The organism is Janthinobacterium sp. CG_23.3 (assembly GCF_046115965.1).
GTDB lineage: Bacteria > Pseudomonadota > Gammaproteobacteria > Burkholderiales > Burkholderiaceae_D > Janthinobacterium.
In genome coordinates, this window is the sequence record NZ_JBJXIB010000015.1 from 19,102 (window position 1) to 30,958 (window position 11,857).

General features: G+C 60.7%; 9 protein-coding genes, 1 tRNA gene and 1 pseudogene. 10 read left to right on the plus strand and 1 reads right to left on the minus strand.

Annotated elements, in window-relative coordinates:
- The first annotated feature begins 99 nt into the window (after positions 1 to 99).
- From ACFDR9_RS06250 to ACFDR9_RS06260, 3 genes and pseudogenes are all read left to right on the plus strand, one after another.
- The gene (locus tag ACFDR9_RS06250) at positions 100 to 492 is read left to right on the plus strand and encodes a RidA family protein (RefSeq protein ID WP_409030421.1); all 393 of its coding nucleotides are present in this window, start codon (positions 100 to 102) and stop codon (positions 490 to 492) included.
- A 112-nt stretch (positions 493 to 604) separates the two neighbouring features.
- Complete coding sequence (locus tag ACFDR9_RS06255) at positions 605 to 1,345, plus strand: PEP_CTERM-anchored TLD domain-containing protein (protein WP_409030422.1); 741 nt, start codon at positions 605 to 607, stop codon at positions 1,343 to 1,345.
- Positions 1,346 to 1,683: 338 nt separating this feature from the next.
- Positions 1,684 to 2,023 (plus strand): annotated as a pseudogene (locus ACFDR9_RS06260) (group II intron maturase-specific domain-containing protein); the annotation flags it as partial.
- A gap of 370 nt (positions 2,024 to 2,393) precedes the next feature.
- On the opposite strand, the gene ACFDR9_RS06265 reads toward ACFDR9_RS06260, so the two are convergent.
- A tRNA-Arg gene (locus tag ACFDR9_RS06265) sits at positions 2,394 to 2,468 on the minus strand.
- A gap of 217 nt (positions 2,469 to 2,685) precedes the next feature.
- On the opposite strand from ACFDR9_RS06265, the gene ACFDR9_RS06270 reads away from it, so the two are divergent.
- The 7 genes from ACFDR9_RS06270 (at position 2,686) to epsF (ending at position 11,857) form a co-directional block, all read left to right on the plus strand.
- Positions 2,686 to 4,581 (plus strand): ATP-binding cassette domain-containing protein, encoded by a 1,896-nt coding sequence (locus tag ACFDR9_RS06270; protein ID WP_409030423.1) that lies wholly within the window; start codon positions 2,686 to 2,688, stop codon positions 4,579 to 4,581.
- 194 nt (positions 4,582 to 4,775) lie between these two features.
- Positions 4,776 to 5,438 carry a CAAX prenyl protease-related protein gene (locus ACFDR9_RS06275; protein ID WP_409030424.1) on the plus strand — a complete coding sequence of 221 codons (663 nt, stop codon included), beginning with the start codon at positions 4,776 to 4,778 and terminating at the stop codon, positions 5,436 to 5,438.
- A gap of 109 nt (positions 5,439 to 5,547) precedes the next feature.
- Positions 5,548 to 6,741 carry an XrtB/PEP-CTERM-associated polysaccharide biosynthesis outer membrane protein EpsL gene (gene epsL, locus ACFDR9_RS06280; protein WP_409030425.1) on the plus strand — a complete coding sequence of 398 codons (1,194 nt, stop codon included), beginning with the start codon at positions 5,548 to 5,550 and terminating at the stop codon, positions 6,739 to 6,741.
- A gap of 8 nt (positions 6,742 to 6,749) precedes the next feature.
- Entirely contained in the window at positions 6,750 to 8,132 is a 1,383-nt protein-coding gene (locus ACFDR9_RS06285) for an undecaprenyl-phosphate glucose phosphotransferase (protein ID WP_409030426.1), read from the plus strand.
- Between the two features lie 458 nt (positions 8,133 to 8,590).
- On the plus strand, positions 8,591 to 9,544 hold the full coding sequence (locus ACFDR9_RS06290) for an EpsD family peptidyl-prolyl cis-trans isomerase (RefSeq protein WP_409030427.1): 954 nt from the start codon (positions 8,591 to 8,593) through the stop codon (positions 9,542 to 9,544).
- 50 nt (positions 9,545 to 9,594) lie between these two features.
- Positions 9,595 to 10,380 (plus strand): polysaccharide export protein EpsE, encoded by a 786-nt coding sequence (gene epsE / locus ACFDR9_RS06295; protein ID WP_409030428.1) that lies wholly within the window; start codon positions 9,595 to 9,597, stop codon positions 10,378 to 10,380.
- Positions 10,381 to 10,447: 67 nt separating this feature from the next.
- Positions 10,448 to 11,857, plus strand: a complete 1,410-nt coding sequence (gene epsF, locus ACFDR9_RS06300) for a chain length determinant protein EpsF (protein ID WP_409030429.1) — start codon at positions 10,448 to 10,450, stop codon at positions 11,855 to 11,857.

Genomic DNA, 11,857 nt, shown 5'->3' on the forward strand with positions numbered 1-11,857 from the left:
CGCCGGTCGGCTTACGCCCGTCGGGCTAAGCCGACCTACGAAAATCGCGCTACCATTTGCGCGCGCAGTATCCTACTATGAGTATGAGAAAGGTTTGACATGGAATTTTTACAACCGCCCGGATGGGCCAAGCCGCGCGGCTACTCGAACGGCGTCGCCGCCAGCGGGCGCACGGTGTGCGTCAGCGGCATGATAGGCTGGGACGGGCAGGGCGTGTTCCACACCGACGACTTCGCCGGCCAGGTGCGCCAGGCGCTGCAGAACGTGGTCGAGGTGCTGGCCGAGGCCGGCGCCAAGCCGTCCGATATTGTGCGCATGACTTGGTACGTCGTCGACAAGCGCGAATACGTGGCCGCCTACCGCGACATCGGCGTCGCCTACCGCGAGTTGATCGGCCTGCATTTCCCGGCCATGACGGCGGTGCAGGTGGTGGCGCTGGTGGAGGACCGGGCCAAGGTGGAGATCGAAGTCACCGCCATTGTGTTGGTCTGAATTGAAAGCAATCCAGGCTGTAAAAATATTAATGCAAAGCATGCAATGATGTCATTGAATCATGGTATATTTAGTCGCTGAGAACGGTCAGATGATTAATTAAAGGTGTCACATGAAAAATTCTTACATGGTAGCGAGCATGAAATTGTTGCCGGTGGTGGCACTATGCTTCGGTTTGTCTGCGCATGCGCAAGAGAAAATGGGCGGTTCTTCCTTGCTAACCGTTGCCGATAAGGTACAACTGGCGTCATGGCTGAGCGAGGGACCAATTGCGCTGACGAAGGTCTATTCAAAGGTCCAAGGCGATACGTCGCGCAATTTCCATTTGGCGGCCGATGGCAAGGGACGCACCTTTTCCGTCATGCGGGCGAGCAACGAGCTTGGCCAAAGCTGGCTCGTCGGTGGGTATAATCCGCAGAGTTGGAGTACGGCGGAACGATACAATATGACGTTGGAAAGTAACCAGCGCACGGCCTTCATCTTCAATCTAACGGATGGATCGATGCACCGTCAAACGCCCAAGACCTACGCCCTTGACACGGTCGGTGCTTATCAAACATATAATGGCGCCGCTTTCGGACCTACCTTTGGGCTAGGCTATGACTTGTCCGTACCGGAGAATCTGACCACAGGCGGCCACTCATCGTTGTATTCATACATTGATCCTGTTACTGGCGGCTTTGGAGAGAGTGTGCTCGACGGTTCCCTTAATAATGCTTCGAACGTTACCTACGGCGCGATAGAAGTGTTCACAATCAGCCTCGTGCCTGAGCCGGGAGCCGCCGGCATGATGGTGGCCGGGTTAGGTTTGCTATCATCCGTTATTTTCCGCAACAGAAAGCTACCGGCCTGAAGCTGGAGGCGCAAAAAATGCCCGCCGACTGCGGGCCTTTTTTTTGGCGCGCCCAGCATGGGCCCACTCCTGCGGGTGCAAGTCCCGTCGCGAACTGACCAGAGTGAGCGAAGTGACGCGCAACTGCGGAAAGGTAACTGACCGTGGGAAGGAAGCGTGGAGCGTAAATCATGAGCCGAGGCACACGAGTCGCATAGAAGGCGCTGCCGATCAGGGTGAGCGGGCTAGAAACCGTGAAGCTCTTGTGGTCAAGGAGCGGTGGCGTAGATGCGGCGGTTGTGGGATGAAGGAGTGCGGGCCTTACCTGGGGACGCCCAGCCTTGTGCCCGCAAGGGAGCGACTTGACGAGGCGCTCTGGTGGTCGCAGCATGTCCCGGATCGCCAAGAAACTTCGCTCCTATATGCTGGGTTGGAAAAGGTACTTTCGGCTGGCGCAAACGCCCAACATTTTGGCGCACACTCGATGAATGGCTGCGTCGCAGGCTGCGGGCGATTCAGCTCAGGCACCGGAAACGTGGCGCGGCCATGTATCGGGAACTGCTCAAGCTTCGGGCGCCTGCCTCGGTCGCAAAACAAGTGGCGGCCAACAGCCGCCGCTGGTGGCGCAATAGTGCCAAGCTGTCAAACAGCGTGCTCACTATCGCCTACTTCGACCGCTTGAACGTGCCCCGCCTGTCTTGGCCTCGCAACGGGATAGTAACAACAGCCTATTTCGATAGGCGGGCTTTTCCCGTTCTCATAACCTCAACACTCGAACCGCCCGGCCCGGGGACTCGCATACCGGGCCGTGTGGCAGGGGGCGGCCAGTTTTACTGGCTACTCCTATTGCCGATTGGGGCGTCCCGGATGCGCCGGGCATCTGTCTCAGGCATTGTCGGCGAGGAAGTTCTTCACGCGCGGGTCCGCACGACGTGCTCTTCCGGCCACTGCCGGTGTCGGCGCGGCCATAGATTGGCGCGCAGCGCCTGGCTCAAGCTGCTTCTCCAAGTAGTTTATGGCGAGAATTGGTGGCGTGCGGCGAGGGTATTGTCGCTTGGGAGGCGCAAACTGGTCCCCCCGACTGGAATCGAACCAGTATCCCACGCTTAGGAGGCATGTGCACTATCCATTGTGCTACGGGGAGGACGCTGGACGCCGGCGTGGCCGCGCGCCGCTTGATGCCGCGTTGCTTTGAAGGTCGGTTGGGCAGACAAAGTCGCGAATCGTGCGCAATTATAGCCGACAGTTTGCCGATATATGGCGTTCAATGCGCGGGAATCGGTACAATGCTCGCTTCATTCATTTAATCGGCCGGTATTTCGTCTCCAAAACGGAACGCGCCCGAGCACCTCTCACTCATTATGGCTGTCATCTCTCTCTCATCGGCGCAACTCGCGTTCGGTCACGTCGCGCTGCTCGACCACGCGGAATTTTCACTGGAAACGACCGAGCGCGTCGGTTTGATTGGGCGCAACGGCACCGGCAAGTCGTCGCTGCTGAAAGTCATCTCGGGCACGTTCAAGCTCGACGACGGCTTGCTGGTCATGCAACAGGGCATTAAAATCGCCTACGTCGAGCAGGAGCCGCAATTCGACCAGGAAATGTCGGTCTACAACGCCGTCGCCTCCGGCATGGGCGAGCTGCCGGCGCTGCTGCAGGAGTACGACGGGCTGACCGGCCAGTTCGGCCAGGGCGACGACGAGGCCCTGATGGAACGCATGCACGACATCCAGGTCAAGCTCGACGCCGGCGACGGCTGGAGCCTGCCGAACAAGGTCGAGACCGTGCTGGGCCGCCTGAACCTGAGCGGCGACATGTTGATGAAAACTCTGTCGGGCGGCATGCAGAAGCGTGTCGCGCTGGCGCGCGCGCTGGTGTCGGCGCCGGACGTGCTGCTGCTGGACGAGCCGACCAACCATCTGGATTTCACCTCGATCCTGTGGCTTGAGGGCTTGCTGCGCGACTACAAAGGCAGCGTGCTGTTCATTACCCATGACCGCAGCTTCCTCGACAACGTGGCGACCCGTATCATCGAACTCGACCGCGGCCGTCTGCTGTCGTACCCGGGCAACTTCACCGCCTACCAGGTGCGCAAGAGCGAGCAACTGGAGATCGAGGAAGTCGAGAACGCCAAGTTCGACAAGTTCCTGGCGCAGGAAGAGGTGTGGATACGCAAGGGCGTCAAGGCGCGCCGGGTGCGCGACGAGGGCCGCGTGCGCCGCCTGGAAGCCTTGCGCGTGACGCGCAGCGTGCGCCGCGAGCAGCAGGGTCAGGTCAAGCTGGACGTGTCGGCCGGCGAACGCTCCGGCAAGATCGTGGCGGAACTGGAAAACGTCTCGAAGTCCTACGGCGACAAGGTTATCGTCAAGGAATTCACCGGCACCATCCTGCGCGGCGACAAAGTCGGCCTGATCGGCGCCAACGGCGCCGGCAAGACCACGCTGCTGAAAATGATCCTTGGCCAGGAAGAGGCCGACAGCGGCACGATCCGCCTGGGCACCAAGCTGCAGGTGGCGTATTTCGACCAGATGCGCACCCAGCTCAACGAGGAGGCGAACCTGATGGAAACCATCGCCCCGGGCAGCGACTGGGTCGAGATCAACGGCCAGCGCAAGCACGTGATGACCTACCTGAACGACTTCCTGTTCGCCCCCGAGCGCGCCCGCTCGCCGGTGAAGTCGCTGTCCGGCGGCGAGCGCAACCGCCTGCTGCTGGCGCGCCTGTTCGCCAAGCCGGCCAACGTGCTGGTGCTCGACGAGCCGACCAACGATCTCGACATCGACACGCTGGAATTGCTGGAGGAATTGCTGGAAGACTACACCGGCACCGTCTTTCTGGTCAGCCATGACCGCACCTTCCTCGACAACGTCGTGACCCAGGTGGTGGTCTCGGAGGGCGAGGGCAAGTGGCGCGAATTCGTCGGCGGCTACACCGACTGGGAGCGCGTGCGCACCATCGCGCCGGCCGCGCCGGCCAAGGCCGCCGCCAAGGCCGAGCCGGCCGCGGCCCAGCCGGCCGCCGCCAAGCAGAAAAAGCTCAGCTACAAGGAGCAGCGCGAACTTGACGAGCTGCCGCTGCTGATCGTCAAGCTGGAAGACGAGCAGGCCGTCATCGCCGGCCAGCTGGCGCATCCTGACTTCTATAAGAAAACCCCGGCCGAGGGCAAACGTCTGAACGCCCGCATGGTCGAGATCGACGCCGCGCTGCTCGACGCGCTGGAAAAGTGGGAAGTGATCGAGGCTCGTAGTAAAGGCTGAGGCATAGGCGGGCTTCCCGCGCGCGCGGTTTCATAATGAATGGAAATAAATAGCGCGCGGGCTTGATTGAGTTTGTTGTATCAATCACAATGGCGCTTTTATATTGAAAGAGACCGCCATGCCCGCAACACACCGCGCCGACGCCGTGCGCCACCGCTCGGCGCCGCGCGCCGCCGTCTCCGCCGGGGCCGCCGATGTTTGACCGCGACGCCTTGCCGCGGGTGCTCCCCTTTCTTGTCTACATCGCCTTTATCTTCATCGCTGACATGCTCGTGCACGCTGGCGTCGAGGCGCGCGCGCTGCGCTGGTTGTACGCCGTCAAGATCGGCGCCGTGTTGGCGATGCTGCTGGCGTTTCGCCGCCGCTACACCGAGTTGACTTGGACCCGCATGGGGGCGCGCGCGCTGGCCACCGCGCTAGCCACCGGCGTGGTGGTGCTGCTGCTGTGGATTAACCTCAACGCTGGTTGGATGACGGTCGGCACGCCGACCGGCTTCGACCCGCGCACCGACGGCGTGGTCGACTGGCTGATGGTGATCGTGCGCATCGGCGGTGCCGCCCTGGTGGTGCCGGTGATGGAGGAATTGTTTTGGCGCTCCTTCCTGATGCGCTGGATCGAGTCGCCGAAATTTCTTGAGATCCGACCCGCGCACGTTAAAACCAAGGCTCTTGTTGTCACGGTGATATTATTCGGGTTTGAACATAACTTGTGGCTTGCCGGCATCGTCGCCGGCGCCGCCTACACTTTCCTTTATATGCGCAGCCAAAACCTCTGGTCGCCCATTCTCGCGCACGGCGTGACCAATGGTTTGCTGGGGGTATGGATAATTTCTACTGGTCATTGGACTTACTGGTAATATTGCCCGTCAGTGGTTTGATCTTTCAAAAGACGAATAAAAAATGTTGAGCTCTTCGCGAAAAAACATCGGTTCCCGCTCGAACCGCCCACCTTCACCGCCGCGCGCCGTGCCCGGAGCGCTCGGCCTACTGGCCGGCCTGGTCGGGACGCTGTGCTGTGGTTCGGCCGTGGCGGCCATCAGCGACACCGTACACCCCTTCGTTGCCGTGACGTATAGCCACGACGACAACCTGTTGCGCCGCGGCGACGGCCCCCCGGTCGACGTCGCGCCGCGCGGTGACAACCTCAAACAGGTGCAGGCCGGCCTGTCGTTCGAGCGGCCGATCGGCCGGCAAATCCTCAGCGGCGAGGCCAAATGGTCGAAAGTGAGCTTCGACCATTACGACGAGTTCAACTACGACGGCAAGGATTTCCTCGCCGCGCTCGAATGGCACGTCGCCAACCATGTCGAAGGCCACCTGGGCGCCAGCTACAACCAGACGTTGACCCCGTTTACCGATTTCCAGCAAGCCGAGCGCAACCTGCGCGTGCAGCACCGCGAATACGTCGACGCCGCCTGGCGATTCCACCCCAGTTGGCGTGTGCGTGGCGGCGTCACCCGCGACCGCTTCAGTTACGACCTGCCGTCGCAGCGCTTCAACGAACGAACCGAACTGGCCACCGAAGGTGGGCTGGATTATCTGGCCGCCAGCGGCAGCCGGGTCGGCGTGCAGTTGCGCAAGCTCAAGGGCAGCTATGCTAGCCGTCGCGCCGTCGGCACGCTGCTGGTCGACAACGACTACGATCAGAACGAGGTCAAGGCCAACATCTATTGGAACTACAGCGGCATCACCCAGCTCCAGTTGCTGGGCGGCTGGGTCGAGCGCAAGCACGCCTTCCTGACCCTGCGCGACGCCAGCGGCTTCAATGCCCGCGCCGTCGTCACCTACGCGCCGACCGGCAAGCTGCGCTTTACCGGCAGCGGCTGGCGCGAATTCGGCGTTGTCGAGAGCACGCTGGTGAACAACAGCCTGAACAACGGCGCCAGTCTGGCCGCCGTCTACGCCGCCAGCGCCAAGGTCAGCGTCAACGCCTCGGTGCGGCGCGAGCAGCGCGATTTCTCCGGCCTGAGCGGTGTCGTGCTGCCCGACGACGCTAGCGACTCGACCCGCTCGACCACGCTCGGCCTGAGTTACCAGCCGCACCGCGCGGTTACCCTCGGCGCTTCGCTGTCGCGCGACGTGCGCGACGGTTCCGCCATCATCGGCACCGGCAGCTATCGCGCCAACGTCGTGTCGTTCAACGCCAGTGCGCAGTTTTAAAGCAAACCATGACGGTCAATGATATCCCCTTAATCTCGTTTTTCCAGCGTATCCTCGATCCGATCATCATCATGGGTACGCTGTACCTGTTTTCGCTGGTGTTCGCCGAGCCCTTCACCGGCTATTCGCTGGTGCTGATGATACTGGCGTTCTTTGTTTCCTCGTCGGTCTACCAGCGGGTCGATCCGTACCGGGCCTGGCGCAGCGGGCGCATGCTGGCCTACGCCGCCGACATTTTCATCGGTTGGGCCATCACGGCCGTGATCCTGGTGTTCCTCGGCTCGGCCAGCGGCCTGTCCTACCATTACGACGAGACGGTGGTGGTGGCCTGGTTCGGGGCGACCCCGTTCGCGTTGCTGCTGAGCCACCTAGCCGCGCGCAAGCTCGGCGCCGACCCGGCCCGCGATAGCGAAATGCGCTCGGTGGTGATCATCGGCGCCAACGACGCCAGCCTGAAGTTCGCCGCCACCATCGGCCGCAACCCAAACCTGTTCATGGCGGTGCGCGGCTTCTTCGACGACCGTACCGACGACCGCTGGCCGGCCGAGATGCGCGAACCGATGCTCGGACGCATGGCCGACATCGCCTCGTACGTGCGCGAGCACAGCATCAAGATGATCTTCATCAGCCAGCCGATCTCGGCGCAGCCGCGCATCCGCAAACTGCTTGACGAGTTGCAGGACACCACCGCCTCGGTGTATTTCTTGCCCGACATCTATGTGTTCGACCTGATGCAGGCGCGCTTCGACAACGTCGGCGGCATGCCCGTCATCGCCATTTGCGAGTCGCCGTTCACCGGCTTCAACAGCATGATCAAGCGCGGCAGCGACATCATCCTGGGCGGCTTGATCCAGGTCATGTTGCTGCCGATCATGCTGGTCATCGCCGCCGCCGTCAAGGCGACCTCGCCGGGGCCGATCATCTTCCGCCAGCGCCGCTACGGCCTGTACGGCGAGGAAATCATCGTCTACAAGTTCCGTTCGATGACGGTGGCCGAGGATGGCGCCAAGGTGGTGCAGGCCACCAAGAACGACCAGCGCGTCACCAAGATCGGCGCGTTTTTGCGCCGCAGCTCGCTCGACGAATTGCCGCAATTCATCAACGTGCTGCAGGGGCGTATGAGCATCGTCGGCCCGCGTCCGCACGCGGTGGCGCACAACGAGCAATACCGCAAGTTGATCAAGGGCTACATGTTGCGCCACAAGGTCAAGCCGGGCATTACCGGTTGGGCCCAGGTTAACGGCCTGCGCGGCGAAACCGAAACGCTCGACAAAATGGAGGCGCGGGTTGAGTACGATCTGGACTACCTGCGCAACTGGTCGCTGTGGCTTGACATCCGTATTATCTTTCGTACCGTCAAGGTGGTGCTGGCGCGTGAAAACGCGCACTGAGGCGCAAACGGGAGCGTGGGGGCGTGCCGAAATAGCTTGCGCAGCAACTGATGCGCGATAAAATGGGGCGGCGCCCGCCTACTGTCGGGACGGCGGAATGGCCGCCACGCATGCCGGCCCCACGGTGTGCGAGCGCAACAGGAACAGGCTATTGATGTGTGGGATGGTATAGTTTTGTTCCTGTCGCGCGACGGGTGCGCGGCCCGCTTAAATAATTGTTTTTTTCGCTTCTTAATGGATTTTTAAGTAAGTAATAATATTGTTCGTATGTATGGGCGATGACATTATGTATAACATTGACAATCGTATGTGGAGGTCGCATAATTCTCACGCAAAAATTGTATTTTTGGCAGTCCTGGTCCCCTGGCACGGCGTCTTGAGTAGCTCGCGCCGCTCGCTGGTAGGGCGCGGTCCCAGTCGGTTCAGGCGTACTGGAAGTAAATCTTAAAGGAATGACTTTGAACCATTTTGATATTTCAAGCCCAATGAAGAATAAGAAGAATACGGCGCAGCGGCGCTTCCTGGGCGCCGGATTGGTATTGCTTGCCGCAGTCGGCTTGTCGGCCTGCGGCGGTGGTAAGGAAAAAAAAGCCGGCCAAGCGCTGGTGAGTGTGAATGGCGAAGAAATTACCGTGCTGCAGCTTAACGAAGAGTTGCAACGCTCCGGTGTCCAGGCCGCGCAACAAGAGACGGCCAGCAAGCAATTGCTTGAAGCCTTAATCGACCGCCAACTGTTGCAAAACGAGGCGGCAAAGGATAAAACCGACCGCGACCCGAAAGTGATGCAGGCAATCGAGCGCGCTAAATCGCTGATCGTTGCCCAGGCCTATATGCAGAAGCGAATCGGCACGGTGGCCCGGCCCAGCAAGCCTGAAGTCGAGGAATATTTCGCCAAGCATCCGGAGTTTTTCAGCAACCGCAAACAGTTCGACATGAAGCAACTGGTCGTCGGCAACGCCGACATGAGCGACGCGCTCAAGGCGGCGATGGATGGCGCCAAGTCGCTTGAAGAGGTGGCGCTCTGGCTCGAGGCCAATAAAGTGAAGTTCACGCGCACTCAATTGTCGCGCACCAGCGCCGATCTGGCGCCCGAATTGAGCGCGAAGCTGCTGGCCATGCCGAAGGGGCAGTTGTTCATCATTAAGGAGGGCGAGCGTAGCATGCTGATCCAGATCGCCGAGATCAAGGACAGTCCGGTCGCGTTGGCGGTGGCGGCGCAGCAAATCGAGCAATTCCTTTTTAATAAAAAGAACAAGGATGCAGCCGATGCCGAACTGGCGCGTCTGCGCGCGACTGCTAAAATCGAGTACCTGAACAAGTCGACGACCGGGGCGCCGGGCAAGCCGGCGGCAGCGGCAGCGGCAGCGGCAGCCAGCGAGGTCAATGAGCGCGGCGTCGCCGGGCTAAAGTAACATGCCTTGATTTTTAATAAATTGTAGTTCATTAATAGAATGTGGCAATCATGAAACGATTCGCAATGTGGATTTTGGCGGCGCTGGCTTTGGCGGCCGGCTCGGCAAGCGGTGCCGATGTGACGCTGGGCGCGGGCGATGTGCTCAAGATTTCGGTCTACGGTAGTCCCGACCTTGGCCTGGAAACCCGCGTCAGCGAGGCCGGTAATATCACATTCCCTCTGGTGGGGGCCGTGGCCATTGGCGGCCTGCCGGTGTCGGCGGCGGAAAAGAAAATCGGCGGCCTGCTCGAATCCGGCGGTTTCATCCGCAAGGCGCAGGTGAACATCATAGTCACCGCCATGCAAAGCCAGCAAATTTCCGTGTTGGGGCAGATTAACCGGCCGGGCCGCTATCCGCTGGAGGGCAGGCGCAGCCTGATGGACATGCTGGCGCAGGCGGGCGGCTTCAACGCCGACGGTGGCGACATGGTCAGCTTGATCCGTAAGCGCAACGGCGTCACGACTAAGGATACCATCGATATCGTCGAGATGGTACGCAACGGTGATTTCACCCGCGATTTCGACTTGGCCGGCAACGACGTCATCTATGTCGAGCGGGCCCCGCGCTTCTATATTTACGGCGAAGTCCAACGCCCCGGCGCGTTCCGCCTGGAGCGGTCGATGACGGTGCTGCAGGCCCTGTCGGTCGGCGGCGGACTGACCCCGCGCGGCACGGAGCGCGGCATGCGGATCAAACGCCGCGATGCGGCTGGCGTACTGCAGGTCCTCGACGCCAAGCATGACGACGTGGTGCAAGTCGACGATGTCGTGTATGTCAAGGAAAGCCTGTTTTGACGATGCGTCCGCGTACTCGCCCATGGGGCATCAAGCATTCACCTAAACACGCCATGGGAATTCCATCATGAGTTTTTCACAATTTTTACTGATTCTCCGCGCGCGCCGCTGGATTTTGATCCTCACCGTGCTGGTCACCGTCGGCGTCACCGCCGTGGTCAGCGCGCTGCTGCCGAAGACTTATAAGGCAACCAGTTCGCTGCTGCTAAATTTTAAGGGTGTCGATCCCGTCACCGGCTTGACGATGCCGGGCCAGTTGTTGCCGGGATATATGGCGACCCAAGTCGACATCATCAGCAGCCAAAACGTCGCGCTGCACGTCGTCGATTCGCTCGGCCTGGCCAACAGCCCGGCCGTGGTGGCGCAGTTCAACGAAGCCACCGAGGGCAAGGGAACATTACGTAACTGGTTGGCCGACCTGTTGTTGCAGAAACTGGAAATCGTGCCTTCACGCGAAAGCAGCGTCGTCGACATCAGCTTCAAGGGCAATGACCCGCAATTCGTCGCCACGATCGCCAACGCGTTCGCCGACGAGTATCAGAAAATCAGTATCCAGCTCAAGGTCGATCCGATGAAAAAGGCGTCGGTGTATTTTAGCGAGCAAACCAAGTTGCTACGCGACAACGTCGAGGTGGCCCAGAGCCGCCTGTCGAAGTACCAGCAGGAACACGGCATTGTCAGTCTTGACAACCGCTTGGACGTCGAGTCGAACCGTCTCAACGACCTGTCCGCCCAATTGGTCGGCGCGCAGGGCCAGGCGATGGAGGCGGCGTCGCGCCAGCGCATGGCGCTCGGCGGCAACGGCGCCGAATCGCCAGACGTGGCCGCCAATCCGCTGATCCAGAGCCTGAAGGTGAATTTGGGCAATGCTGAATCGAAATTCGCCGAAATTGCCCAGCGTCTTAGCAACAACCACCCGCAATATCAAAGCGCGAAGGCGGAAGTGGACAAGCTACGCACCGATTTGCAGGCGCAGATGAGGGCGACCTCGAACAGCGTCGGCAACAACGCCCAGATTTTGCAACAACGCGAGGGGGCCGTGCGCGCCGCGCTGGCCGAGCAGAAGGCTAAAGTGCTGGAACTGAACCGTACCCGCGATGAAATGGGCGTGTTGAGCAAGGACGTTGAAAGCGCCCAGCGCGCCTTCGATTCGGCCTCGCAGCGCTTCTCGCAAACCAAGATCGAAGGTCAATCGGAGCAGTCCGATATTTCCGTGTTGAACCCGGCCGTGGCGCCGATCAAGCCGTCCGGTCCGAAAATCCTGCTCAATACTGCCTTAGCGTTGTTCCTGGGTACGATGCTGGGCCTGGGCTTTAGCGTGCTGGCCGAAATGCTGAACCGCCGTGTGCGTTCCGAGAGCGACTTGAGCGACGCGTTGCGCATTCCCGTGCTCGGCGTGATCGACTGGAACCCGGTCCCGCCAAAACGCAGCAGTTTTATGAATCTGCTCACGACCCGCCGTGTGCGCGCTAACTAA

What these genes read in the sequence shown, in the direction of transcription:
- ACFDR9_RS06255 (WP_409030422.1), top strand. Translation starts at nt 605, where the DNA reads ATGAAAAATTCTTACATGGTAGCGAGCATGAAATTGTTGCCGGTGGTG.
- ACFDR9_RS06275 (WP_409030424.1), top strand. Translation starts at nt 4,776, where the DNA reads ATGTTTGACCGCGACGCCTTGCCGCGGGTGCTCCCCTTTCTTGTCTAC.
- ACFDR9_RS06270 (WP_409030423.1), top strand. Translation starts at nt 2,686, where the DNA reads ATGGCTGTCATCTCTCTCTCATCGGCGCAACTCGCGTTCGGTCACGTC.
- epsE (WP_409030428.1), top strand. Translation starts at nt 9,595, where the DNA reads ATGAAACGATTCGCAATGTGGATTTTGGCGGCGCTGGCTTTGGCGGCC.
- ACFDR9_RS06285 (WP_409030426.1), top strand. Translation starts at nt 6,750, where the DNA reads ATGACGGTCAATGATATCCCCTTAATCTCGTTTTTCCAGCGTATCCTC.
- ACFDR9_RS06250 (WP_409030421.1), top strand. Translation starts at nt 100, where the DNA reads ATGGAATTTTTACAACCGCCCGGATGGGCCAAGCCGCGCGGCTACTCG.
- epsF (WP_409030429.1), top strand. Translation starts at nt 10,448, where the DNA reads ATGAGTTTTTCACAATTTTTACTGATTCTCCGCGCGCGCCGCTGGATT.